Annotated in this window: 1 protein-coding gene; it reads left to right on the top strand. The window is 48.9% G+C overall.

The annotated features are described in order from the left end of the window. Positions 1–37: 37 nt before the first annotated feature. A partial coding sequence (locus ACEN88_RS36325; RefSeq protein ID WP_413347217.1) for a cytochrome P450 occupies positions 38–233 on the top strand: 196 nt, incomplete at its 3' end.

Raw genomic sequence — 233 nt, 5'->3', positions numbered from 1 at the left:
GAGCCATGGTATCTCAAAGCATATCAAGTACTCCGAAATGATTCAGAAGGTACCGCTATTCCTGGCAGTCATGAAAGAAAGCATGAGGATCTGGCCAACGCTCGGATGGTACATTCCTCGCCTCGTACCTGCTTCAGGAACTACACTATGCGATACCTATCTTCCACCCGGTACTACAGTCGGAACTAATCTCTGGGCTTCGCACTTTGACCCAAATGTCTTCGCAAATCCCC

Origin of the sequence: Massilia sp. CT11-108 (assembly GCF_047302915.1) — a bacterium.
Lineage (GTDB): Bacteria > Pseudomonadota > Gammaproteobacteria > Burkholderiales > Burkholderiaceae_D > Telluria > Telluria orientalis.
Note: the sequence above shows the minus strand (reverse complement) of the source record. Positions and strands in the feature narration are given on the sequence as shown.